Source organism: Pedobacter sp. GR22-6, assembly GCF_037402555.1.
Lineage (GTDB): Bacteria > Bacteroidota > Bacteroidia > Sphingobacteriales > Sphingobacteriaceae > Pedobacter.
The window spans coordinates 230,583-255,982 of record NZ_JBBEUC010000006.1; the positions used below are offsets into that span (position 1 = coordinate 230,583).

The following is a 25,400-nucleotide window of genomic DNA, read 5'->3' on the forward strand; positions in this document are numbered from 1 at the left end:
GATAAAATTGATATAAACCAAACATAACCATATATGAAATTTAAGGAAAAAAAAGGCTTTCTAGAATTAGCGAAGAAAACCATGGCGGTGATTTCTGGTTCCCTAAGTGCGCTAATAGGCACTGAAGCGCAAGCAGTTGAAATTAATACTCCACCTACCCCCGACCATTCAAATATTGAGGTCAGTTTTAAAAAGGAGTTAAAACCTCAGTTCACATTGAGATTGAACAGCAATCCCGAGAAGAGTATGTTGTTCATGCACCGGTCGCATAGTTCTCACAGCTCACACCGGTCACATTCCTCGCATTCATCTCACTCATCTCATTATTCGTCTTCTTCAAGTTACACGCCACCGCCAACTCCGGTGCGGACCGTAAGTCCTCCAGCTTCTTCTTATACACCATCGTCTTCATCGGGTACTACGTCCAAAACTACTAGTTATCCATCAACAACAGCAAAACGATCAACGGCGATAAAAACGAACATAAGAAACAACAGTCGATACGTTGGAACAGATAAAGTTGCCATAGGTACACTGGAAATCTTAAATTATTACTACCGTGTTTTATACAAAACCTGCGAGGGTATAGATGTGGAATACCTTCAAAACTTATTAGTTGCAGCTGGCTACAGCACACCTACAACGGGTTATTTCGGTGACCAGACAGATGCTGCTGTCAAAAAATTCCAACGGGAAAATGAGCTGAAACCTGACGGTAAAGTGGGTCAGAAAACATACGCTATCCTAAAAGATAAAGTTGATGAATTATAAATTGACAGATCAAGTATGTATGTTTTCGATTGATAAAGCAATTTATTCAATAGAAACCATTCACAAATGCTTCTATTGGTACACTGGTGATTTTGATGTAGACATTAATTCTGATGGCGAAAGTATTTATCAAGTGACCATGTCTCCCAAAACAAATACGGATTGTGATTTTGCGATGGTGATTGAACGTGTAAAGCAAAACTTGATCGATTTTAAACTTCGTGAAATCGTCAATAAGGAAACTCAAACAATCAGAGAACTGATAGTAGCAAAAGCATTCGCAAACTACGAGATGGAGGCTGAAATGCCGAAAACAGAAGTTTCTGATCCTGTCGGTTTTAATCCTGCATTGATATGATTGCCGTAGCAGAACTGAACATCGCTAAGAAAAGTCGAAAGTTTAATGATTTCGATTATTATGAGCATAACTATGCTGATTATTTTCTATTACCTTTTCGGTTCATTTCTTTGAATGAGGAAAAAGAGGTTCTGGTAAATGAGGTTGGGGATTTCCTTATCGTCAGTAAAGGCACTGCAGAACGTATCATTCTTAAACAACTCAATAGTAGCGACGAAGAATTATATGCCGATCTGATTGCTAATTTCTTTATTTCAAAAGAGCGGATTCCCGTTCTTATAGATGTAATTGCTACAAGGTATAGGACTAAGAAATCTTTCCTAGACCATTTTACAGCACTACACATATTTGTGATCTCATTACGTTGCGAGCATACCTGTCACTACTGCCAGGTATCGCGGGTAAGTGAAGATAAGAGTGCGTTTGATATGTCCCGTTCACATATAGACAAGGGAATAGCGTTGATGATGCAATCTCCCAATCCGCATGTGACCATGGAATTTCAGGGAGGTGAAGCTTTACTTGCTTTCGAGAATATTAAATATGCTGTTATTCAAGCAAAAGAAATAGCTGTCCGCTTTGACAAAGAGATTACTTTTGTCATATGTACTAATCTTGCTCCGGTAACTTTGGAGATGCTTGCTTTTTGTAAAGAGCATGAAATACTCATCTCTACTTCTCTTGATGGACCTGAATTTATACACAACAAAAACAGACATAAGAAGGGGAATGATAGCTACCAATTGGCCAGGAGAGGGATTGATCTGACCAGAGAAGTATTAGGGGAGGACGGCGTTTCTGCATTGCTTACCACCTCTACGCTTTCATTAGACTATCCAAATGAGATTGTCGACGAATATTACAACCTGAACTTTGGCAGTATTTTCTTAAGACCTATTAGTCCTTTCGGCTTTGCCACAAAGAATGCTAAAAAGAACAAATACAATACTGAGCGGTTTCTGGAATTTTACAAGAAGGGTTTAGATCGGATTATAGAATATAACCTCAACGGTCGTTCCTTTAGGGAAGACTATGCAACAATATTGCTGAAGAAGATACTGACTCCTTTTCCCGTAGGCTATGTTGACCTACAGTCGCCAGCAGGTATGATCAATAACGTGATTGTATTCAACTACGACGGCAAGATTTATGCTTCCGATGAAGCAAGGATGTTAGCTGAAATGAAAGATTTTACCTTCCAGTTAGGCAATCTGGATACCAGTTCTTATAACGATATATTTTACAGTGACAAAGCTATAGCCATAACCGAAGCAGGCATAAACGAATCATTGCCGGGGTGTTCTGACTGTGCTTTCCAGAGTTACTGCGGTGCGGATCCAGTATTATGTCATTCCACTCAGGGCGACATGTATGGGCATAGGCCAACCAATGTTTTTTGTCAGAAAAACATGGCGATCATTAAGCACCTTTTTGAGCTGATGGATTCTGATCCACGTATATTGAAAGTATTTAACAATTGGGTAAGGGGGAATTGATATGTTGTTGAAGACAAAAGGAAAACCTTTAAACATCACAGAGCCGTTAGTACTCAAAGTAACTCGAGATCAGAACTCTGCAATGCCGAATCAAGCTTTGATTTGCGATAACTACTTTATAGAAAATAAGGGGCGTTTCGATTTGGTGCTGACAAACTTAGCTCTCGGAACGGTTAGTTTTGCCAATCCCTTTATTCATAGTGTTCAAAGCCTAGATCATCTTGCTGAGGGCGACATTATCGTAGCTAATACAGATGGCGTGATCAATACTTTATATCGAGTAAATTCTCACCAGAACTTCCTATTGGCTACTGAAAGGTGTAATAGCAATTGTTTGATGTGTTCCCAGCCACCAAGGGATAGAGAAGACATTTATTACCTACACAACTTACATCAAAAGTTGATTCCGCTCATTCCAAAAGACTGCTTAGAATTGGGGATAACGGGGGGTGAGCCAACTCTACTTGGCAATTTATTTTATGAGTTGTTGGCAAAGATACAATCAGAACTGCCTAACACGGATGTTCACTGCCTTACAAATGGAAGGTCTTTTGCCTGGAAAAATCTGGCCGACAGGCTTGGAGCCATGAAATATAACCAGCTGATGTTGGGTATCCCATTGTACTCTGATGACTATAAAACACATGACTTCATCGTTCAGGCAAAGGATGCCTTTAACCAAACGGTACAAGGTCTGTATAATTTGGCAGCCAACAACGTGCGCCTGGAGATCAGAGTAGTATTGCAGAAGCAGTCTATACCTCGGCTTAAGAAATTGGCTCAATACATTTACAAGAACCTGCCCTTTGTTGAGCACATTACCTTCATGGGCTTGGAGCATCAAGGTTATACACCATTTAACATTGATAAGCTATGGGTAGATCCTGTGGATTACATGGAGGAACTAGGGGAGGCTGTTACTTTTCTTTCTGATAAGGATATGAATGTGTCCATTTACAATTCACAGCTATGTTTGCTACCGGAGGAACTATGGCAATATACCAGGAAGTCGATTTCTGATTGGAAAAACGTGTATTTGGATGAGTGTAAGACTTGCGGGGTAGTTGATGAGTGTGGAGGTTTGTTTGCTTCTGGGCAGAAAAAGCATAGTGAATTTATAAAAGCAATAACCAATCATTTTTTTGAGGGGAGTATTAAGTGAAATCTACAGTACAAGATCTAAATAAAATAAGAATTCAAAACAAGCCTCCAAAACTACTTTTTATTTAGGCTTCGCAGAATTACTTTTGATATAAATAACTAAATTTTTAACAACAATGAATACACCTGTTTATTCTAATCTAGAAGAAAAATCTCATCATTTCAATCACAAGATAATAAATTCAAAAGAAGAACTCGATGAACTGCTTGAAACATGGAGTATGAAGGATGACTCGAAAAGGTACATATTCAGAGGCGTAAATAACGCAAAGTTTAAATTATATAATTCTGGTCAAAGAGCATGGACAGGACAAGAATTAGAAAAACTAGGGAAGTCCTATCAAGAATTTATCCAACAGGAAATTGACTATGCAAAAGCATTTCAAAGCAATTTACTGGTTAAATTCTTTAATGCTTTCGGGCATAATGCTTATGATTTTTCCATTCTGAGCTTTTTGCAGCATTACGGCTCTCCAACTCCTTTGCTGGACTTCTCATATAATTTTGAATGCGGTTTGTTTTTCTGCATGGATGGAATGAGCCATTATGCTTCTGAAGATATTGATAATTATTTTTCGATTTATGCGATAGATACAAATCAGTCTGACTTGATTTCTATTCTGAACCATCTGGAGTCTAATACAAAAAACATCGAGGAACTATTATCCAAACATGGTAATATTGATGTTGATGATAGCGAGGTTTTAAATAATTTAGAAAATCTTAATTATTCTAGACTTGAAGAATTAAGATTGTTTTACCTTCCAGGATATCAGGATAGGGGCACACGATTTACAATTCCAAGCCGTCCAGGTTTTCAGTTGGTTTACAACCAACACAATTTAAATATCATAAACCAAGAAGGGCTATTTGTGTTCAACTCTGACTCTGAGCATCCATTAGAGGATTATTTTAATGACGGGAAATTTACAAGTTTCAATAGAACTTTTAGTTTAAAGAAAATACACTGCTGGGATATTCACAAGTCCTTTGGCGAATACATCTTGAATCGACTTTCCTACAAAGGTATAACACGGGATTTTATATATCCGCAAGAAGAATTTATCGCGCTGAGCGCCTTTAAAAATTTTAAAGGGCTATAATGGTATTATCTAACAGTATCTTATTGATACAGTTTAACTTTTTAACGCTTCTTAACCATGACTGTTTACTTTAACATACCAAACCAAATATAAACGAATGTTTGAAAATCCTTTTTTCTTTGAAGGGAGAATCCATCGGCAGCAGTATGTGCCTATCTTGATAAGCCAGACTACCAATTCTCGATCTCTTTGTAATTCCAATTGCAGAACAGGTAAAACAATTTTACCCATAATGACCCTACATAATGAGAAGTACTGATTTAGACAAGTATATCAAAAGCCGTTTTTACCTCCCAAATATAAGGCAAGTCTATTTTGGATTAAAGAATAAGTCTAGCAAGGGGATTGATAAAATTGGTGAGGATGTTTTTGAGAAACAAAAAGAGATACAATTCAAAATAATTAAGACTAAGGTTTTAAATGGTACTTATAAATTCTCCCCATATCTTGAAAAGTTAAAGTTAAAAGGTCAAAAAAAGTATCCTCGGGTAATATCTATTCCTACAATTAGAGATTGAATAGTACTTAAAATTATGAAGGAGATCTTACATGAATTTTTTCCAGATAGCATTAACAAAAAGCTGCCAAACCTATACATCAGTCAAATTAAAAAATATATTGCGAAAAGTAAGAATGTTCAGTATTATCAAGCTGATATTAAAGAGTTTTATGACAACATCAATAGGGATATCCTAACAAAAAAAATTGACGGGCGTGTAAAAAATGAGATATTTAACTCCATGCTATCGAAAGCTTTAAATAGTCCAACGGTACCTATAAATATTTCACCCACGAATAGAATCCAATATGTTAATGAATTTGGTATCCCTCAAGGATTGTCCATATCAAATGTTTTGGCCAACATATATCTTTTCGATCTTGATTTATCTCTATCTAAGAGGAAATATCTTTATTTAAGATTCGTTGATGACATGTTGATTTTGTCTGAAGGCAAGCTTCCATCTGCAAGTGAAACAAGCATAGTGAGGCACCTCAAAGTATTAAACCTAGAAACAAATAAATCCAAAACCCACAATGGTCATTTAGCCGACGGAATAAATTATCTCGGGTATAATATCGGAGGAAAGATTAGTGTATCTGCAGCAAATATTCAGAAATTCATTTCATCTATTGCTGCTCTTTTCACTCATTTCAAGTTAGGCTTCAATAATAAGAGCAAGCGTCCTGCATGGCTTGGTGATGATGATGATATGTTTAAAGAGGTATTTATCAATGCTCTAAACGAGAGAATTACGGGAGCAATAAACGATAATAGAAGATTCGGTTGGTTATTTTTCTTTTCTGAAATAACAGATAAAAATTTGCTTTTTAAATTGGATAAGATCATAGAATCATTTTTTTTATCGATATCTGCCTTTGATCACAAGCCTGCTCCTAATCTGAAAAAATTGGTTAGAACCTACCACGAAATAAAATACAATGCTTCAACGAAATATATTTTGAATTACAACAATCATGATTCAACGGTTAAAAAAGCCAAATTTTTGATTCATAGAGGAGTGTTAAATCCAGCTGTTCATTATGATGCTGCAACCATCAAAATGTATTATGAAAGATTTAAACAAAATCAGCTCAGAAAATTGGAAAAAGATGTCGGATACAGCTATATTTGAGTTGGGGTGCTTCCGTTCTACGGGACTTAGTTTTTTAAGTATATCTAATATAATCCTTTATGGTTTAATTCCCTTAGTTGGGACATTCTCTTTATTTTTCAAGCACCCCTTATTATAGTTTATATGGAGTCAACAGTTAACATTTGGTATAAAAAAATTTGGATGACAAAAGGTTGTCGATTTAACGCTCATGGAAGATATGAACAACATGCATCGTTGTCTAGTTTTACCTTATTGATACTAAATGTATACGTCCTTGCAGTTAATCTATTACCACTAATACCCAATTTTCGTAAATATTTTCCTTCTGATGAAACGACGATATTTACGATAATACTATCCATACTGATGCTGGGCGTAGGGCAATTTGTGTCTTCAAAAGAGTTTACATCGAAAGCGATGAGGTTTCACGATTGTGGAAAGGAATTGAGTCTAATCTACGATAAGGTTTCTATTCTAAAATTTAGCGCAATAGAGCCAACTTCTAGCCAAATAAATGATCTCATTGTTGAGTATAATTTAGTAATATCAAAGTATGAAGGTAACCATAAGGGAATAGATTTAGCAGTCTTTAAAGCTAATAATGTATCCGAATTTCCTGACATAAAGAACCCAAAATTCTTTAAGATCAGTGTCGTAATCTTGAGTTTTATTCAGGTTACCCTCAAATACATGGTGTGCATTTTTGTGCCTCCGTTATTGATTGCGTTATATATTTTATTAGTAACAGACGTTTAATATTACATGTTGTTAAAATTAGTTTCGAGCCGAATAATGGTCAATGACACAGTTAAGACCATAGGTATCGCAGTAATTATGATTATCTTGCGGAAAATCCGGAGTTCACATCACTCCCAAACATAAGCGACAAATTTTCACCTCACATCCTCACTTATCGGATGATATACAATATTTTTCTTAATTTACTCAAGTTTTGAAGACTATGACTGACTGGAAAGATCTACAACAAGCGCTACTCAATTTCCGGAACGAGCGGGACTGGGAGCAATTCCACAACCCTAAGGATTTGGCACTTGCATTATCCATTGAAGCCGCAGAATTAAATGAGCTTTTTCTGTGGAAAAAGCCAGAGGAAGCTAATCCTGAAAAAATTAAAGAAGAACTGGCCGATGTCTTTGCCTATGCTATATTGCTTGCAGAAAAGTATGATCTGGATATCAATGAAATACTCTTGGATAAGATCAAGAAAAATGCAGAAAAATATCCTGTAGATAAAGCTAAGGGAACAGCAACGAAGTATACTGATCTATGAGTTTATCATTTGACCTCTCAGTTGAAGTTTCCGAGCAATATGATTTTAGCAAGCAGGCGCTAAGCACGATTGATCAAAATACTTGGGTTAAAAATCAATGGCCATTATTGTACTTCCTGCAAAATGATCAGAAGAAAATTGCTTATGTCGGCGAGTCAACTAATGCCGCTAGCCGGGTTAGAAATCACTTAACTAATCCCAAAAAGAGCACGATTTTCAATAAGATCTCCATTATCGGTAGTGATAAGTTTAACAAGTCAGCGACTTTAGATATTGAATCTAATTTGATCCAATACATTACTGCTGAGGGGACATATGAGTTGGAGAATGGAAACTTTGGGTTGATTAACCACAACTACTACCAGCAGGATTTGTACAGAAATCTCTTTAAAGAAATTTGGACCAAGCTGATGGCTAAGAAGGTCGTGTCAAAATCACTGCACGACATTGAGAACTCAGAGTTATTCAAGTTCTCGCCATATAAGGCACTAAACGAAGATCAATACAATTCGGTAATCGAGATATTAGAAGGACTTACCGAAGGCAAGTCTCAAAGAATCTTTGTTCAAGGTGGTGCTGGAACCGGTAAGACGGTTTTAGCTACATATATCATTAAGCTATTATGCTCAAAAATACAAAGCGATGATTTGGACGAGTATAATGAAGATGAGCTAAAGGAGATTCGTTACATACTGGCATTCCAAAAACGATATCCCAATGCAAAGATCGGATTGGTGATTGCCATGACTTCACTGAGGGAGACACTAGAAAATGTATTCAGTAAAATCCCTGGTTTGAAATCATCTATGATTATCAATCCTTCAGGAACCTTCAAGAAGGAGAAATACGATTTGCTGATTGTGGATGAAGCACATCGTCTTCGTCAGTTCAAAAACATCAGTTGGATGGGAGCGTTCCAAAAAAACAACCAGAAGTTAGGTTTAGATGATAATGGAACAGAGTTAGATTGGATTTTAGCAAATAGTAAGAACCAGATTTTCTTCTATGACGCTGATCAATCAGTAAAGCCTTCGGACGTGAAGGCTGAAAACTTCCGTCTGTTAATTGATGACGAAAGTACCTTAAGACTTGAACTGAAGTCGCAGATGCGCGTCAAGGGCGGGAAGAACTATATTGAATTTGTTGATCAATTGTTGCACGTAAGCCGTAAGACTACAGAAAAATTTGAGTCTTCGGATTATGAGTTGTATGTGTTCGATTCGCTGAAAGAGCTTTATAAAGAACTTAGTAAGAAAGAAGAAAAATATGGTCTCTGTAGACTAGTAGCTGGTTATGCTTGGCCTTGGGCATCAAAACCCATTGAAAATCGGGACGCCATTGATATTGAAATAGAGGATATGAAGTTTCAATGGAATCAAACGGATGAAGACTGGATCAATTCTCCAAATGCTTTCAATGAAATCGGATGTATTCACACCACTCAGGGGTATGATTTGAATTATACCGGCGTTATTTTTGGAAGAGAAATAAGCTACAATAAGGCACTAAATAGGATTGAGGTAGATCCTAAGTTATATTTCGACAGGAATGGAAAGGCTGGTGCCAATGCTGAGGATTTAAAGGGGTACATCATCAACATTTATAAGACGATAATGTATCGTGGAATCCGTGGCACTTTCATCTACGCATGTAATGAAGATTTACGAGAGTATCTGAAAAATCATATTGTTTCACATCAACCAAAGTTGCCTTTTAGGATTCTGAAAGATGAAGAAATAAAGCCATATGTAAACTGTGTGCCATTAATTGATATATCGGTTGCTGCCGGGGATTTCAGTGATCTACAGGGGCATTCTGATTTGAATTGGATAGAGTTACCTATGACTATCTCTGTGAAACCTGGATACTTTGTTTGCAAGGTAGTGGGGGAGTCTATGAATAAAAAGATTCCCAATGGTGCGTATTGTCTCTTTAGAGAAGATCCGGGTGGTAGTAGGGAAGGTAAAATCGTCTTAGTGCAAAGCACAAATATTCATGACGCCGATTTTGGGTCTGGGTATACTGTAAAAGAATACCATAGTGAGAAAAAAAATAACAATGAAGAATGGACCCATAAAGCTATTAATCTCAGACCGCTATCATACTCGGCCGATTATAATGCAATAGAGTTAACTGAAAATGAATTAACTTCGTTCAAGGTTATGGGGATTTTCGATCAAGTACTTATTTGACAACGTAACATATAAGACATTGTATTAAAAATTAGCTGACCTTAGACTTTTTCATTTATTCATTGTTTAGCGTGCTCAATTTAATATACTCGAATAAAGTTTTATTATGAAAAACACCAAATGTCATATGTATTAGAGAGATACCAATCCAGGCGTATTAGCAACTTAGTGCTGGTCTTTGGTCGTATAACTTATTGGAAAATAAATGCTAGGTAGTGAAAGTATAAGATTAGCGAATGTATTGTGTATTAATCCGTAAATGAATTAACGATGAAACTAAAAAATGTAAGAATCCAAAAACTCCATGGATATATATCTCATGACTTTACTTTGGATGATGATTTAATATTGCTTGTAGGGATCAATGGATCAGGGAAAACTAGTGTGCTAAATGCGATAAATTGGCTTCTGCGTTTGGACATTGGACGATTGGCTTCTGAATGCTTTGAACTGATAGAATTGAAGTTTGAAGCCAGGAAATTCGAATATGTACTTTCAGCTACACAAACTTCAAAATTGTTAGAATTAAAGTTGATAAATATCACCGCTGATAAAACGTTTCCGCCCTTGACAGCAAAATTAGAAATCAGTACTAAGTCCATGCTCAATAATCCTGAGAAAAAATATGAGCAATATATCTCATCTAGGAATTTAAAACCGGATGAAGAAGAACTACCCACGTGGAACTTTATACGGAAAAACTTACCTAGGCCGATTGTGATAGGTTTAGATAGAACGCTTTATACCGATCAGCAAAAAGGTATTTCGTTCGATGAAACGATCAGGATAAAACTGCGACCCGAAAAATCTATACATTCAGAAACTCCAATAGACATTGTTTCTGAATTGTTAATTCAGCAATTTTCTCGGAGAAATAACAAATTGCTGGAATTAAATAGAAAACTAAACGAAACAATTGTATTAGCCGCTTTTGATGACGTTTATTCAAATGCTCAAATATTAAGTCTAATAAATCAACCTCCACCAACGATTAAACAGCTTGAAAAACTTCATAATCAAATACTAGATTTTTTAAGAGATAATAATCGTGTACTTGATAGCGACAGCAGTCTGGTTGAGGACAACTTTAGTTATTTGACAGATAGTCGAATTGATAACTATTTCGGAAAACTAAAAGACTTACTTAAACTTCGTGAAAAGAAGGATGACGACTTGACATACATAGTTAACATTGCACAATTTGCTAAAATTGACACCTTGGTAAACGCGTTTAGCGAATTTGAAATAAAAACTAGAAGTGAAACTGAACCTTTGGATGAATTTCTGTATGTAGTTAATGAATTTTTTATCGATTCTGCAAAAAGAATTTATTTCGATAAGAAAACGAATCGATTAAAATACAATGTAATTGACAAATCCAATAATTTGATTTTAGAAGATCAAGATATAGTTTCACTGTCTTCTGGAGAGCGGCAGATTTTGATATTATTAACTTATGTCAGATATAAGGAGGAAAAGATATTCTTAATTGATGAACCAGAACTCTCTCTTCACATTAAGTGGCAAGAGTTTTTTTTAACTGCGGTTAAGAGATTAAAGAGAAAAGATTGCCAACTGATTATAGCAACTCATTCGCCTGAAATTATTGGCAACTACAGAAAAAACTGTCGAATTTTCAATCCATATAAATAGCATGGAAATTATATTAAATGAGATTCCAACGAGGTCTGAAAGAGCAAGATACAATGCTGGTATTTTATACGATCAATTTAATGAATTGAATTTTTTTGTGGAAGACGAAACAAAAGAAGATTTTTATTTAAATATTCTTAGAAAAATATTTCCAATGATACAATTGACAAAAATATTTGGAATCGGTAGGAAAGACGTTGTAAAAAAAGCAGCAAGGGAAAATTCGGGGAGTAAAAAGGACATCTACATAGTTGACCTCGATTTTGACCACTTAAATGATACTAAAGAACATCTTCCTAACTTAATCTATTTAGAAAGATATTCAATTGAAAACTATCTCATGGAGGAAGATTCATTGATTGAATATGTAAAGGAGGAAAAGGCTAAATCAAAAAAAAGTGAAATTAAGAAAGAATTAAATTTGGCTCAGCTTTTAAAAATGTGTTCAGAAAGTCTATCAATTTTGGCGGGCTGCTATCTTATAATATCAAGGTTTAGACTGAAGGCGACATATTACTCTATTAATTTGAATAGAGATATTAATTTTGGTCATGAATCTTGGACATTTAGACAGAGTTGGATTCCCGATTATATAATGCTAGTTAAGCAAGAATTTGAGCAGAAATATCCTGACGAAAACTTTTCTGATAATTTGGCACTATGTCAAGCATGTTTTACCATGGATAATTTTATTAAAAACTTCCCTGGTAAAATGCTGCTAAGCATTCTTAAATTTAAATTAAATGGCAAATTCGGTATCAGCGATAAGACTACGGATGAGAGTTTTGCCTACAGATTGGGTAAAAATTCAGGATTGGAATCGCTCCATTTTCTTCGGGATAAAGTTGATCAATTTTTGAATTAAAAATTAATCAAGCTAGATTGAAAAAAATCTCCTTTACATAAGCAAGGGAGATTTGAGGCGTTTGTTAAACTGGAAATAATCGTCGAGATTTAGAATTTAGGTTGTCTGGCTCGGATACTGTAAGATATTTGACTTTTGAACATAACCATATTTACATTAGCAGAGAAACTTGTGCAAAGTTCTAGGATCTAACAGTTTTCCGATCTGCACGTCTACTTCAATGTGTTACTTCTGTAACACATTGACAACTAAAATATTTAAACAATTTCTGCTGTAGTTAAGCTTGCAAAGCAACAAAAGATTAAACATAGAAGGTAACGTCAAGTGGTATTCGTTGCGAGTGTGTTACATAGTGATCCAAAACCAACTAAACTACCTCTTTATCGCCATCCCGCTAATTGATATACTTTTTGTGGTGAAAACAAACTTCAAATTGATTACGCCATTGGCACCTTTATTTACCGCTTCTTTATATACCTCATCAAGAAGTTCTGACCTATCTGCTAAAATCAATTTACTGCCGTAACCTCGTGTAGATGTATGAAAGCTTTCTGCCGTCATGAGCACATCGTCGTTATTCTTGTGTTCTTTGATAGCAGAAATAATTTCATATCCAGACTCATTATATGCATTTACTGATCCGATTGGTACATAGTTGAAATTTACTGAATTGGATTCTGAAAAGAAGAAGCCTTTGTCTGAATACTTCGAATAATCAAAAATGTAAACGTCTTTTATGTAGCGTGTTTTAACAACGGGTGGAGAGCAGCTATATAGCAATGCAATTGACCTGAGTCGTGCCATAACGTATATTGGGACAGAGCCTTACATCGATTGTTCGAAGTTGTGCTATAGCAAGGGAACGGTAGCTACGAACTTTTGTACAGTGATCATGATGGATGAAGGGGGCGAGCTGGTCTTCAGTTGGAATTCTGGTACGCAGGCTGATCAGATGGATCTGGGCACCTTCCTGATTTATGACGATGATGCTCAGCTTTTCTATGTGAAGCGTGATGCCGCCAGAAGACACGAGGGAATGTACTTTTTTACTTTGCCGCCAGGCCTTGCCGGCCATAGGCTCCATGGGTACATGAGCTACGCTGCCTCCCAGGGCAAGGGGCAGAGTGATACGATGTATGCGAGTTATGTAATTGTGTAACCATGAGTAGTGTAGATTTTGGCCCATTTGGCAACTATCGTGGCAGAATGGGCAATTTGGTGTTTTATAAACTGATGGGCAGACAGGTGGTACGGCGCATCGGCCGCAGTACTTCACACTCTGTAGCTCAGTTGGCCAGTTGGCAGCGGATGTCTTTGGTGAATGCTTTTCTGAAGCCTATCATTCCCTTTATCAATATAGGTTATGCGGTGCAGGCGCGGGAAAGAAACATTTTCCCGCAGAACGCGGCGGTGTCGTATTTGTTGAGGTATAGTCTGAAGGGCGTGTATCCTTCTTTGGAGATGGATTATGAAAAGGTTCTGGTATCGCAAGGTGTATTGGCACCGCCGCTGAATGCTAGTGTGGTTTTGCTTTCGGAGGGACTGCATTTCAACTGGGCTTATGATCCTAGTGTGCCGCTTTCACTGCCCAGCGACGAGGTGATGGTGATGGCCTATTTTCCGGGACTGGCAAAGGCGGTTTTTGAAATTGGTACTGCGGTAAGGATCAGTGGTTCGCTGGTATTACCGCTACCGCAAGGTTTGGCAGGGAATATGGAGTTGTATATTTCTTTTGTGGCGGTAAACAGGAAGGCGGTGAGTGACAGTGTGTATTTGGGTTGTCTTGTCCGTATATAGCTATACATTTTGTCTCATAATTTTGGAGGATACACTTGTGGCTTTTATTTCAAAATACTGGTAAATCAACCAATATTCTTAAAATTACAACAAAATATTAATTATAGAGAAATACTTGGTTGTTTCAGTTATCTTATATATGTTTGCTACATGAACATTAGAAACAGAATTGTAAACAATAATATAGATGAACAGCCAATGAAATAAAGAAATACAACAACATATCATTACTTCTTAATGAGGTATTAATTCAAGAGTCTCGAGTATCAAATTCTCACAACTAGCCACCGAGACAATAGATTAATGCCCATGACTATATTTATTGTACTTTTGAAGGTGCAAGTAGCGGTCATGGGCTCTATTGTAAACCCGTGTGGCAAGGTCGTGAGAAACCTGATACTGCGGTTTTTAGAGCTCCGCTACTTGCATCTTCGTTTTTTGTAGCCCTGTATTTATTGCAGCGGTAGCTTTAATGAAATCAGCTTTAAATCCATTCGGGACTCATTTTCCAACTAGCAGAAAAATGAGTAAATGGCAAATCAACAAAACCTTAAAATCTCCGGCATGCTGAATCAGCATGAGTTTATAGAACGTTATGTTTTTACGAAGCAGCGTGTCATGAATGGCTTTACCAGACCCGATCTTGCATTTCTATTGGGCAGAATCCCCAATGACGTGGCCGATTATGAGCATTTTGGTGCTCATGTAAAAATGAGTTACCAGGATCATGAGGTTATGGCTGCTGTTTTTAAAAAGCTGGCACCGACTACCCCAATATTTCAGGCAAGGGCCAACGACATAGACATCTCCAACGACAAGCGAATGATTAGGGGCACAGTTTTAGAAACTGATGCGCAGCGTGTCTATGATTTTATCCATCCCTGGAAGATCAAAGGAGAAGACAAGCCGATTACCATTGTAGAAGAGCTTGATCGTGATATGACTCAGGATGCCATGATCAGGGCATTTGTTGAAGAGCATCTGGCCCAATTGAAAGCGCAAGGATGTTTTGAGCATGGATGTACTGCGCTTTTTCTGTATCAGCAATTGAGCGGGCTAATCTGCAAATCCTGGCAACCGCTTTTCCTAAAGATTCTAAGGGTCAGCATCTATGCGCGTATCCATGCTCAGGAGATCCGGGTACATCAGGTAAACGGCCAAACTATCTATAAGACAAAACCTTAAACTAATCAAATGGAATTCATCAATAAACTAGCTCAACTATTCCCTATAGAACGCATCTACCTCAAGAATGATTTCAGCGCTTCTCCAGAGCAGCGCAAGGAACTGACCATTGTGTTGCCCAGATCCAGTAAAATACATGCCACGGAAGCCAGGCCATTGATTGGTATGGTCATGGCAGATCATCCTGAATATACCTTCTCTATATTTACGGTCCCGGACATCAAACGCGCATTACAGTATGGGAGCGTGGTTTTCTTTGCCATTTGTCAAGAGGAAAATTTGCTGTACCAGTCGGAGGGAAGTGCTGACTTGCTTTCCCCGGATATCACAGCCAATGCGGTGCTCAAAAAAGCTAAGCGCAATTTTGAAAAGGAATGGAAGAAAATAACGGGCTTTGGAGATGGTTTTCAATTCTACATGGATCAGGGAAACCTTACGCTGGCCGCCTTCATGCTTCATCAGGTTGTGGAGCTCAGTTACCGCACAGTAGAGTTGCTGGTCATCGGCAAGGATAAGACTACACATTCCATCCTCAACCACCAGAAGCTCTTGAAGGGCTACAGCGCTGAATTGGCCTCCCTGTTTGATGAACAAGATGAAGCGGAAATGGCTTTGCTGACGCTTTTGGATGAGGCGTATCGCTCGGTGCGTTATGAATTGGATTATGAGATCGACCAGGAGCAGTTACAACAGTTATCGGCCAAAGCAGATTTACTGAAGACACTGGTTTTGGCGCAATACGAAAAGATGCTGGCCTCCTTTACGAAGGAAGTGGAAAAGGAAGAAGAACCTGGCGTTGAACAGAAGGTAGCTATTGATCAGATTATCAGTGAGATTTGCAGGTTGGTTCCGGTCCTGCGAATTTATAAACTGGCGCGGCACGCAAAAGTTGATCACAGATCGGGCATGTGCGCTGCCAGCGAGGAAGATCCGGTTGAAGTTCATTACTATCTATTGGTGATCTGCGATACCCCATGTTGCCCAGATGTATTCAATGTGCAGGGACTTATCAATCAGGATAAAAACATAAATGCCACAGTGACCTTGCTGATGCATAGTCTGAAAGATTTACAAGATGCATTACATGATCATCAAGTCTTTTTCCATGAAATACTACGCGAGGGAGAAATGATCTACGGCGCTGATTCCTTCGATTTGCCTGTCCCAGAATTGGATACAAGTAAAATGATGTTGGCCAATGCGCAGTTATGGTACAACCGCTACAACAGGGCAAAGGCGCTGATGGAAGCGGCAGCTAATGTGACTGAGGAAGAGAATGGCATCGTAATGGCCAATATGCTGAGCCAGGCAATGTTACAGCTTTGCCTGATATATATAGAGCACAGCATTGAGTATCGCCCAAATCAGCTTTCTTTGAAGCATCTTTTCGCTTTGTGTAGAATGATAGATCCACTGATAGATGAGGTGTTTCCAGTTAGCAGGCAGGAGGATGGGAAGTTGTTTGAAGTTTTGCTGGATGCGGACAGGAACCTGAGGTATAAGATGCTGGCTTGTGTAGATACGACGGATCAGTGTGTGTTGCTCAGGAGGTGTAACGAGTGGATGGAAAAGGTAGGGCAGCTACGGGAGGAGGAGTAGGAGCGTAACTTTCAGATCATTTTGACGAGTTATTGTTTATAGCCCAATCTGGCTAATTCTTTTCTTACGGCTCCTGCGGTTTTAAATCTGGCTTTTCGATTGGTTCCGTCGCGTTCGTAGCAATCACATCCACCATCTAGTTTGCTGCTGATTTTATCCAAGAATTTCCAATCGGTTTTTGTACTTTTTAAATCGTAGTCGAAAACGAAGGTGCCGTAAAGTGTACCGTTAAAATCGTAATGCCGCTGTTCCCACGATGCGATGATGACTAATTCCTTGGTCATGTCTTTGTCGGCATTAGCGAAGAAAACCGATTCGATGTGGGGATTGCCGCCTTCGGTATCTATAGTGCCAAAATTTGTTTTGCGGTAGGTGTTCTTCTCGAGCTGGATGTATATCGAACCGATTATTTTATGGTTGGTTTGTTGCTCCGGGTCATTTTCAACAGGGAGTACGTAGGTTTGGTCGTACAGCGCAATAATTACGTTGTGTGCATTCCACTTTGTTTCTAAAACCTCGTGTGTTACGCTAGAATTTTTAGGTTTCAGTCGCTCTGAAAACTGTTGTATGGTTTCTTTATCTTTCCGTTCTACGGTTTGGGCTGATAATATAGCCGTCCAGAAAAGCAGAAGAGTAAGAATAGTGTAGTTTTTCATTTGAGATAGATTTTAGGTGAGAGATCCCTTAGTATGGCTTTCATTTCTCCTTTTCCAGCCGAATGTATTTTTCGATTACCGTAGAGATTGATATTTTACTGCCAAGGGGCTTGCCGTCTTTGTCGAACAAGTTGATGATTAACCTTTAGGCTGCACATTTTTAAAATCGAAAGGAATCTTTCTTACAGCAGCTTCATTTTCAATCATCAATTCTATGCGAATTGATTCCCTTTCGACCAATGTCATGTTTTGTTGTAACTTAACCAGCTTGTACACCATTCTGGTCTTTTTGTCGGTTAAAGTCAAAGTGTTAAATCCTGGTTCAAGATCTCCGTTTACGGCAACTGCAAAATCTCGATTTTTATCTGCCTTTAAAGCATAAATAAGATCGAAAGATTTAAAATCAATTTTTTTGGGTTCATCCGTCTCACTATTTCTATATTCAAAATTTGGAAACACTTTGTCAATAGTTGCAGCATCAACAATGCCGAAAAATAGGTCTGGGTTTTTGCTAGTTACGCTCTTGCTGATGAGATTGGTGTTTTTCTGTAAACCTTTAGTTTTGCCTAAATCAAAATAAGAGCCATCATCTTTCGATGGTTTGAAATAGTTGATTACACCTTTGATTTCCAAAGATTTGTATGGCTTGTTTTCGTCAATTTCATACCTCGCCAGAACATTGGCTTTTCTAAATTTATTCTGAAAAATGTTGTGTTTTAGGCTTTGTTTTTTGCCGTCAATAACGGTAAGCGTATCTATTTTTACCAAATGAAAATTATCATTGGGCTTGTTTTCAATCTCCAAGCTTACTTCAAGCATGTCATAAATTTTTAAGGCACGCTTAAGTGTTACCTTTTCTTGCGAATAAACTGTAAAACTCATAAATGCTGACAAAAGGAGTGTGATTAGCTTTTTCATTTTAATTTAGTAGAACTGGTGTAGTCAAATTTAATTGTGGTCGGCAGTATCACCAATTATGTTTGTTCAATTTTATGGTTGTAATTATTACTGAAAATGCTAATCCAAATTTGTGCCACTTGATACGTTTGTAAATTATTTTTTTCATCTCATTTTAAAGATATTTCAATCATGAAACAGATCTCTGCCAAAATCGCTGACTTGGTTCCAGTGCTGCGAATTTATAAACTGGCGCGGCACGCAAAAGTAGACTACAGATCGGGCATGTGCGCTGCCAGCGAGGAAGATCGGGTTGAAGTTCATTATTATTTATTGGTGATCTGCAATACACAGCATTGAGTATCGCCCAAATCAGCTTTCTTTGAAGCATCTATTCGCTTTATGTAGAATGATAGATCCACTGATAGATGAGGTATTTCCGGTTAGCAGGCAGGAAGACAGGGTGTTGTTTGAGGCTTTGCTGGATGCGGACAGGAACCTGCGGTATAGGATGCTGGCTTGTGTAGATACTACGGATCAGTGTGCGTTGCTCAGGAGGTGTAACGAATGGATGGAAAAGGTAGGGCAGCTTCGGGAGGAGGTATCTGCTTTATAACCGCTTCTTATGGATCAGGCTTTTGCAAGGATCATGTTACCAGAATCCTTGCATTGCCTCTGGTACAGAGTGGTAGGATAGTAGTAGGAAAGTAGTAGGAGAGTAGTACGACTGGCAGACCCTGGTAAAAGAGATAGGGGGTATTAACTGAGATTGATATCTAAAAGATGGAGTCGCCTAAATATTTTGATAATTGCGGATTTTTTGATAAATTAGTATCATGGAAAAAATAAAATGGTATAACTTTTTTAAGAGCAAGCCATATGCAACAATTTGTTATATCTGGATGATAATTATGATTATACAAATTATTTTCTTTAGTTAATCCTGTTATAATATCTTGGGATTCTCTTTTTAAATATTCATCTGAATTAACGAATACTAATATGAAACTATCAACTCTCTTATCAATTCGCGCATTCCGCTCTCTGATCGCACTTCAAATTTTCGCAATTTGGGGATTCTACGAGTTTTTTACTTCAGGAAACAATGGCCTGCTAAAGATTTTTTTATGCGGCATGGCAATTCATATCCCATTGTTGATCTATAAGTTAAAACAGCAGAATTTGGCTAAGAAGGCTTAGAGGATTCTATAGTTCTTTCTGCTAATTGTAGGGTCAGTCGCGGCTAATCTATAGATGCTATCATGCCCTACCGTTTTATCAAAAAAGGCGCCCATATTTTGGCTATCTGATGGGGCCACTGGCTATAGGTTTTTTCGGAACGGTATTGCTCTTTTTAGTCAGAAAGTTATTCGACAGGAAGCCTGGATTGATCAGCTTTGGAAATAAAGGATGTTAGGATCCATGATAAGAATTAGGATTTCCATTGTATTTATTGTTTTTTGTAATATGGCGCTGGCACAAGACCAACATTCGAACACGTATGAATTGAAGGATGTTCTTTTCAATAAAGAGAAGATATGGAAACTCATTTCGGATCGTTCGGAATCGTATAAATTGGAACTTGGACCCGTTGATGAGCATCCGTATAAATATCACAGGATTACCAGCAAGATTCCTAATGACTCTGTTAAGTATACATTTCTTGGTTTGCCTGCCGATGACATATACGCTTATACTGTTGACAAAGATAAATTTTCGATTTTCCTTACTGCTTACCTCGACTTACCTGCCATAGAGCGGTTATTTAGTTTATTAGGTAAATCAGAAAATTTCGATGAGGAGAATCCAATACCACTCTCTGAATATGATATTTTTTCCTGGACTAAGCCAGATTTGCGGATTCTTATATCTAAAGGTATGTTCGGGCAATACCGTAGGCGATTTCGCATTGAGATCAGGACCAATAATTTAAGGTATAAAGATGTACTAAGACCTTTAGGCCAGGAACAGTAACTATCAATCCCATCGAACTTGACTGTATAATATAGATGTCACGCCATGAGCCATAGATTAATTTTAATTTTCATAATTCTTTTGTCCTGTTATTCAGAAGTTTCAAAAGCACAACATGCGGATGATGAAATGCCCAAGTTTAGTCGGTTTGCTCCTGGCAAACTGGATTTTTCTCAGTTTCCTGATTCCTCAGCAATGTATACCTGTAAGTTGGTTTTGACCGTGGACAAAAAAAATAGATTCACATCCATAGTTAGTAATGACAGTACGGTCTCGAATCGAATAAAGGGGATTAACGATCTAATGCAATTCGATTTTTCAACTCTGAGGGGCAAAAAGAAGTCTATAGTATTACAGGTACCTATTTTAGTTGTGATCCTTGACTCCAAAAAAGGTAAAAAACAGATTGATTCGCACTTAATGGCCGAAAAGATAAGGATGTTATATGTAGATGCGGACAGTAAATACCATCTCAGACCTAATTCGCTTCTAATGTTTCCAATTATGGTTACGCTGGATAAAAAGGTCTACTATTAGCATTATCAGATGAAAATATAAAAAATACACTGAAATAAATAAGGAAGATAATAAATAATGACACCTATCCACAGGTTATGATTTAGTATTCACTGTGACATCCAGAATGTCATTATAGGTTGCGTACCAACAATTATGGCCGAATTGGTTAAATGAATATAGTGCTATGTCTTTTTGGTTTATTAAATTGGCGGGAACTTTATGCGGATAAATGCTACCAAAGGCAAGGGTCTTAATTAGAAAGTGGACGTTATTTACCACAAGTGATTGATCATCCGCATTGTACTGATCCGGGATATATTCTATTTTTTGGATTGCAAAATTAGTATCAGTAATATTAATAAATGCCCTGTAGACAACTTCTCCTGTCCAACTTCTGGTAAAATAAATCGTGTTGTCCCATCCATAAATATCCCATTTGTCCTCCATACATTTTGCTTTGTAAGCAGCACCTTCGATTTTGGAACCGTCATGAGGATAAACTAGCATAACATTAATGGCTTTACTTTCGGGCATCTTTATACCGATCAATTCTTGTCCGATGCTATGCCTTTGCTGATTGAATGTTTCAGCCACAGATTTATCCTCGGTGAAAGCAAGCATATGTTGCGTGAAATTTCTAATGTCAAGAATCCGTGTATTAAAAGGATTATGCTCCCCCAGCTCATGCCAAGTAAATTCGTATTCCCGGTCGTGGTTTTGAACGGCCTCTGATTCTTTTACTTTTCTTTTAAATAATCCAAACATGAGAGAGGGCTTTTATTAAGCTAATGTAATTTGACTACTTCAAATCTAATCAATTTTCCGACCATGAGGGTGTACTTTAGTTAAGCGTTTTAGGCTAGAGGTCATTTGGTGTGCTGAGCTACCATGTGTTGATGATTGTTACCCAAATCAAATAGTGTACATTATTAATAGATCGTCATCCGTATATTTCGGGACTCTAATCCATTCTTCTATTTGAAAGTGGTAGGGTATGGCTTCAGTCTAAACCTGATCTTCTTTTTCTTAGGTAGTTTTTTAGGAGGCCAAGGAAGAAATACGAATCGATAGATTGCCTTCAGAATATTCCAGGTATTACGAAATATGCCTTCTATAATTATTTCGGCGAAGTATTCGACAATTGGAGTCATTGGAGCTTGAATCGTTCGTTTATCACTAAGATAATAAATCTTATAATAGCATTATGCCGTTTTGGATTATGTATAAGATTGCTTCGTTCCTCGCAATGACGAATTGGAGAAGTATCGACCTCGCAATGAAATAGTGAAGTTTCATGCGTTGTAATGACGAATTGGAGAAGTATCGACCTCGCAATGAAATAGTGAAGTTTCATGCGTTGTAATGACGAATTGAAGAAAGTATCGACCTCGCAATTAAATGGTGAAGTATCATGCGTTGCAATGACGAGGTGGAGAATTATGTGCTGAAAAAAAGCCAGATGTGGCAGTCCACATTTCTTAAAATAGTTTCATTTTTAGAAGGAACATCCTTCATTATTTTTGGGTATGAAGAATAAACCAAACCCTAAGTATTATGAAAACCTGCCCATTATTCGTCAACGCCAAAATGGTGATTGCCATTGCCCATGTAGGGCCTGCGACTGCGCGGAGGAGACTGTCTAAAGTTCGAAGAAAATATCGCATACATCCATATGGAGAGGTGACTTTACGTCAATATTGTACCTACTATAGTTTGGATATTAATGATGTCATAGATCAATTACTCGGCAACTATCATGGAAATAAAAGCGATCAAATGTGATCAAAAGCGATCAATTGAGATCATATGTGACACATCATTAGGATTTTACAAAGGTCACCATTAGTTTTGGTTCACAATTAACTAATGGTTTCACAATAAATTCTTATGATTATGGGAATTCAACATTTAGGCGCCTTTGGCGGTTTCCAGGGAAAGGCTGGACCGCTCGTGGGGCACCGCGTAAATGGACAGAACGTGATTACGGGCGTGCCGTATCCGTCTACTAAGCCGCCCAGCCAGCCCCAACTGGATGTGCGCAGCATCTTCAGGAACTTGATCGACTTTACCAGGCCGATCAACAGTTTTCTGCAGGTGGGATTTAAACACGTGAAGAAGGAGAAGCAATCGGCTTTCAACTATGCCTTCAAGGAAAATTATGATGCAGTAGCTAAGGTGTTTCCTTTCGCCATCGACTACAGTAAAATCACCATCAGCAAGGGGCATCTGGATATGCCTTACATCCCGGAGGTGTCTACTGCTACATCTGCCGTGAAATTTGAATGGCTGGCCGATGTGGGCATGGGTGGCGGTGCGGCAACTGACCGGATCTCGGTGCTGGTGTACAATCCGATGAGGGACACTTTCGTAGGGCAGCTACAGGTAGTGCCTCGCTCCGCACTCACTTACACACTGCTCTTGCCTGCCGATTTTTCCGGCGACATGGTGGCTTGCTGGATCAGCGCGGTTTCTGCTGACGGTAAGGTGGTGAGCGACAGTGCTTACCTCGGTCAGGTGCCTGCTGGTTGACCTTTCCTTACAGACCGGTGGCCAGCTGTGCTGCCGGTCTTTTCTTTCACTCAAAATCAAATGATGTTATGGGAATTTTAGATGATGGCTTGTTTGGCGGTTTCCGCGGCAAGGCCGGTGCCCTAGTAGGGCGCAAAGTAAATGGACAGTCTGTGATCACGGCACTGCACCGCAAACGTGGCAGGATGAATAGGGAATCATTGCCCCCTCAGGTGCGGGCACTGCCAATGATGGTGAGTTTTTTGTCGCCACTCAGGGCGCTGATCGCAGTTGGCTTCCACAAGTACAAAAAATATCAATCGCCCTTTAATTCGGCTGTGGGTTATAACCTGAGTCGTGCCATAACGTATATTGGGACAGAGCCTTACATCGATTGTTCGAAGTTGTGCTATAGCAAGGGAACGGTAGCTACGAACTTTTGTACGGTGATCATGATGGATGAAGGGGGCGAGCTGGTCTTCAGTTGGAATTCTGGTACGCAGGCTGATCAGATGGATCTGGGTACCTTCCTGGTCTATGACGATGATGCGCAGCTTTTCTATGTGAAGCGTGATGCCGCCAGAAGACACGAGGGAATGTATTTCTTTGCTTTGCCACCAGGCCTTGCCGGACATAGGCTGCATGGGTACATGAGCTACACTGCTTCCGAGGGCAAGGGACAGAGTGATACGATGTATGCGAGTTATGTAATTGTGTAACCATGAGCAGTGTAGATTTTGGTCCATTTGGCAACTATCGTGGCAGAATGGGCAATTTGGTGTTTTATAAACTGATGGGCAGACAGGTGGTACGGCGCATCGGTCGCAGCACTTCACACTCTGTAGGTCAGTTGGCCAGTTGGCAGCGGATGTCGGTAGTGAATGCTTTTCTGAAGCCGATCATTCCCTTTATCAATGTAGGTTATGCGCTGCAGGCGCAGGAAAGGAACATTTTCCCGCAGAACGCGGCGGTGTCGTATTTGTTGAGGTATAGTCTGAAGGGCGTGTATCCTTCTTTAGAGATGGATTATGCGAAGGTTTTGGTATCGCAAGGTGTATTGGCACCGCCGCTGAATGCCAGTGTGGTTTTGCTTTTAGATAGACTGCATTTCAGCTGGGCTTACGATCCCAGTGTGCCGCTTTCCCTGCCCAGCGATGAGGTGATGGTGCTTGCCTATTTTCCGGGACTGGCAAAGGCGGTTTTTGAGATTGGTACTGCGGTAAGGATCAGTGGTTCGCTGGTATTGCCGCTACCGCAAGGGTTGGCAGGGGATATGGAGTTGTATATTTCTTTTGTGGCAGTAAACAGGAAGGCGGTGAGTGACAGTGTGTATTTGGGGAGCATTAATGCCTGAAATCAAAACGATTAGGGAAACCTAGAGATAACATTCAAAATATTGGTTTAATTATAAATATTCTGCATTTTAATTCAATAGTATTAATTTTGTGGAACTATTGGTTCTTTTAGGTTAATTGTATAAGTTTGACCAAAACAAAATAGATATGTAAAAGCTAATATTATACATTTGCAAAATCTTCAAAATATTTGGAGCATTTAGCACTTAAGAGTCTCGTCTTGGAAACGTAGGAAATTTCAAAAGGAAATGAGAGGATAAGTGGAAAGTGCTCACGCCGTTAAAAGCGTGGGCCTTGCTTATTCGTTTCCAGGTCTCCTACGACCTCCAAGACGGTAAGTGGGGTTTCACGCTTTTTGCGTTTAACAGGGTTTGGATAGTCTTGGTTGCTATGACTATCGCGCG

At 38.6% G+C, this 25,400-nt stretch carries 26 protein-coding genes; 22 read left to right on the plus strand and 4 right to left on the minus strand.

The window, feature by feature from the left end; genetic code table 11:
• The first annotated feature begins 33 nt into the window (after positions 1-33).
• The 12 genes from WAE59_RS23500 to WAE59_RS23550 all read left to right on the plus strand — a co-directional run bounded on the left by WAE59_RS23500 (position 34) and on the right by WAE59_RS23550 (position 12,506).
• The gene (locus WAE59_RS23500; protein WP_337858443.1) at positions 34-771 is read left to right on the plus strand and encodes a peptidoglycan-binding domain-containing protein; all 738 of its coding nucleotides are present in this window, start codon (positions 34-36) and stop codon (positions 769-771) included.
• Positions 761-1,129: a His-Xaa-Ser system protein HxsD gene (gene hxsD, locus WAE59_RS23505; RefSeq protein ID WP_337858444.1), complete on the plus strand. Its 369-nt coding sequence runs from the start codon at positions 761-763 to the stop codon at positions 1,127-1,129. The genes WAE59_RS23500 and hxsD overlap by 11 nt, the downstream gene beginning before the upstream one ends.
• Complete coding sequence (gene hxsB / locus WAE59_RS23510; RefSeq protein WP_337858445.1) at positions 1,126-2,625, plus strand: His-Xaa-Ser system radical SAM maturase HxsB; 1,500 nt, start codon at positions 1,126-1,128, stop codon at positions 2,623-2,625. Before hxsD ends, hxsB begins: the two co-directional genes overlap by 4 nt.
• A 1-nt stretch (position 2,626) precedes the next feature.
• Complete coding sequence (gene hxsC / locus WAE59_RS23515) at positions 2,627-3,787, plus strand: His-Xaa-Ser system radical SAM maturase HxsC (protein ID WP_337858446.1); 1,161 nt, start codon at positions 2,627-2,629, stop codon at positions 3,785-3,787.
• A 115-nt stretch (positions 3,788-3,902) separates the two neighbouring features.
• The gene (locus tag WAE59_RS23520; protein WP_337858447.1) at positions 3,903-4,889 is read left to right on the plus strand and encodes an FRG domain-containing protein; all 987 of its coding nucleotides are present in this window, start codon (positions 3,903-3,905) and stop codon (positions 4,887-4,889) included.
• Between the two features lie 245 nt (positions 4,890-5,134).
• Positions 5,135-5,407: a hypothetical protein gene (locus tag WAE59_RS23525; RefSeq protein WP_337858448.1), complete on the plus strand. Its 273-nt coding sequence runs from the start codon at positions 5,135-5,137 to the stop codon at positions 5,405-5,407.
• 15 nt (positions 5,408-5,422) lie between these two features.
• A complete protein-coding gene (locus WAE59_RS23530) occupies positions 5,423-6,523 on the plus strand; it encodes a reverse transcriptase domain-containing protein (RefSeq protein WP_337858449.1) in 1,101 nt (366 codons plus the stop codon).
• A 123-nt stretch (positions 6,524-6,646) separates the two neighbouring features.
• Positions 6,647-7,261: an SLATT domain-containing protein gene (locus WAE59_RS25900; RefSeq protein WP_443147269.1), complete on the plus strand. Its 615-nt coding sequence runs from the start codon at positions 6,647-6,649 to the stop codon at positions 7,259-7,261.
• Positions 7,262-7,466: 205 nt separating this feature from the next.
• Entirely contained in the window at positions 7,467-7,796 is a 330-nt protein-coding gene (locus WAE59_RS23535; RefSeq protein ID WP_337858536.1) for a nucleotide pyrophosphohydrolase, read from the plus strand.
• A complete protein-coding gene (locus tag WAE59_RS23540; protein ID WP_337858450.1) occupies positions 7,793-9,988 on the plus strand; it encodes a DNA/RNA helicase domain-containing protein in 2,196 nt (731 codons plus the stop codon). The genes WAE59_RS23535 and WAE59_RS23540 overlap by 4 nt, the downstream gene beginning before the upstream one ends.
• Before the next feature lie 270 nt (positions 9,989-10,258).
• A complete protein-coding gene (locus WAE59_RS23545; protein WP_337858451.1) occupies positions 10,259-11,641 on the plus strand; it encodes an AAA family ATPase in 1,383 nt (460 codons plus the stop codon).
• 1 nt (position 11,642) lies between these two features.
• Positions 11,643-12,506 (plus strand): DUF4435 domain-containing protein, encoded by an 864-nt coding sequence (locus WAE59_RS23550; RefSeq protein WP_337858452.1) that lies wholly within the window; start codon positions 11,643-11,645, stop codon positions 12,504-12,506.
• Between the two features lie 372 nt (positions 12,507-12,878).
• On the opposite strand, the gene WAE59_RS23555 is transcribed toward WAE59_RS23550, so the two are convergent.
• The gene (locus tag WAE59_RS23555; RefSeq protein ID WP_337858453.1) at positions 12,879-13,310 is read right to left on the minus strand and encodes a hypothetical protein; all 432 of its coding nucleotides are present in this window, start codon (positions 13,308-13,310) and stop codon (positions 12,879-12,881) included.
• An 88-nt stretch (positions 13,311-13,398) separates the two neighbouring features.
• Between WAE59_RS23555 and WAE59_RS23560 the strand changes: the two genes are divergently transcribed.
• From WAE59_RS23560 to WAE59_RS23575, 4 genes are all read left to right on the plus strand, one after another.
• Complete coding sequence (locus WAE59_RS23560; protein WP_337858454.1) at positions 13,399-13,665, plus strand: hypothetical protein; 267 nt, start codon at positions 13,399-13,401, stop codon at positions 13,663-13,665.
• Between the two features lie 2 nt (positions 13,666-13,667).
• Entirely contained in the window at positions 13,668-14,303 is a 636-nt protein-coding gene (locus tag WAE59_RS23565) for a DUF6266 family protein (RefSeq protein WP_337858455.1), read from the plus strand.
• A gap of 531 nt (positions 14,304-14,834) precedes the next feature.
• Complete coding sequence (locus WAE59_RS23570; protein ID WP_337858456.1) at positions 14,835-15,488, plus strand: hypothetical protein; 654 nt, start codon at positions 14,835-14,837, stop codon at positions 15,486-15,488.
• 9 nt (positions 15,489-15,497) lie between these two features.
• On the plus strand, positions 15,498-17,087 hold the full coding sequence (locus WAE59_RS23575) for a HEPN domain-containing protein (RefSeq protein ID WP_337858457.1): 1,590 nt from the start codon (positions 15,498-15,500) through the stop codon (positions 17,085-17,087).
• A 29-nt stretch (positions 17,088-17,116) separates the two neighbouring features.
• Here the strand turns inward: WAE59_RS23575 and WAE59_RS23580 are convergent, their stop codons facing one another.
• Positions 17,117-17,743 (minus strand): hypothetical protein, encoded by a 627-nt coding sequence (locus WAE59_RS23580; RefSeq protein WP_337858458.1) that lies wholly within the window; start codon positions 17,741-17,743, stop codon positions 17,117-17,119.
• A gap of 138 nt (positions 17,744-17,881) precedes the next feature.
• On the minus strand, positions 17,882-18,661 hold the full coding sequence (locus tag WAE59_RS23585) for a hypothetical protein (RefSeq protein ID WP_337858459.1): 780 nt from the start codon (positions 18,659-18,661) through the stop codon (positions 17,882-17,884).
• A gap of 171 nt (positions 18,662-18,832) precedes the next feature.
• Here WAE59_RS23585 and WAE59_RS23590 point away from each other — a divergent pair, with 171 nt between their 5' ends.
• The 3 genes from WAE59_RS23590 (at position 18,833) to WAE59_RS23600 (ending at position 20,614) form a co-directional block, all read left to right on the plus strand.
• Positions 18,833-19,000 carry a hypothetical protein gene (locus WAE59_RS23590; RefSeq protein WP_337858460.1) on the plus strand — a complete coding sequence of 56 codons (168 nt, stop codon included), beginning with the start codon at positions 18,833-18,835 and terminating at the stop codon, positions 18,998-19,000.
• A 49-nt stretch (positions 19,001-19,049) separates the two neighbouring features.
• Positions 19,050-19,256 (plus strand): hypothetical protein, encoded by a 207-nt coding sequence (locus tag WAE59_RS23595; protein ID WP_337858461.1) that lies wholly within the window; start codon positions 19,050-19,052, stop codon positions 19,254-19,256.
• 806 nt (positions 19,257-20,062) lie between these two features.
• Positions 20,063-20,614: a hypothetical protein gene (locus WAE59_RS23600; protein WP_337858462.1), complete on the plus strand. Its 552-nt coding sequence runs from the start codon at positions 20,063-20,065 to the stop codon at positions 20,612-20,614.
• Positions 20,615-21,226: 612 nt separating this feature from the next.
• Here WAE59_RS23600 and WAE59_RS23605 read toward each other — a convergent pair.
• Positions 21,227-21,898: a hypothetical protein gene (locus WAE59_RS23605; protein ID WP_337858463.1), complete on the minus strand. Its 672-nt coding sequence runs from the start codon at positions 21,896-21,898 to the stop codon at positions 21,227-21,229.
• 1,128 nt (positions 21,899-23,026) lie between these two features.
• Between WAE59_RS23605 and WAE59_RS23610 the strand changes: the two genes are divergently transcribed.
• The 3 genes from WAE59_RS23610 (at position 23,027) to WAE59_RS23620 (ending at position 24,995) form a co-directional block, all read left to right on the plus strand.
• Positions 23,027-23,662, plus strand: a complete 636-nt coding sequence (locus tag WAE59_RS23610) for a DUF6266 family protein (RefSeq protein WP_337858464.1) — start codon at positions 23,027-23,029, stop codon at positions 23,660-23,662.
• A 68-nt stretch (positions 23,663-23,730) separates the two neighbouring features.
• Entirely contained in the window at positions 23,731-24,360 is a 630-nt protein-coding gene (locus tag WAE59_RS23615) for a DUF6266 family protein (RefSeq protein WP_337858465.1), read from the plus strand.
• A gap of 2 nt (positions 24,361-24,362) precedes the next feature.
• Positions 24,363-24,995, plus strand: a complete 633-nt coding sequence (locus WAE59_RS23620) for a DUF6266 family protein (protein ID WP_337858466.1) — start codon at positions 24,363-24,365, stop codon at positions 24,993-24,995.
• The last annotated feature ends 405 nt before the right edge of the window (positions 24,996-25,400 follow it).